Below are 327 nucleotides of genomic sequence, written 5' to 3' on the forward strand. Positions count from 1 at the left end.
AATATCGTTGCGGAGCAGGGTAGTGCCCCGGCACGGGCGATGGCGCTGGCACAGACCATGTTTTCCGACGCCGACATGATCGGCGGTGATCTCGTTCTGGTTACGGACGGTGGGGGCGTCGATCCTGCCGCAGTCGAGGCGGCGAGGGCGCTGCGCAAGGCAGGGCGCAGGGTGAACGTTCTCTTTGTCTCTTCGGCGCAGAGCGATCCCAATATGCCGGTGCCAGATAAGGCCGGAGCTGTACGGCTGGCGGCCGAAGGCGGAGGAATTTTAACGGACACGGCCAATCTATCGCCCCTGCTCTCGGCACTGGATTTACCGCTTGGG

1 protein-coding gene is annotated in these 327 nt (G+C 63.3%); it reads left to right on the top strand.

Annotation, left to right across the window (positions count from 1 at the left end; translation table 11 throughout):
- Window positions 1–327: vWA domain-containing protein (locus AC6CHM_RS25160; protein WP_498176079.1), on the top strand; the 327-nt coding region annotated here is incomplete at both ends.

The sequence above is a fragment of the Phyllobacterium sp. GQ127 genome, assembly GCF_059758635.1.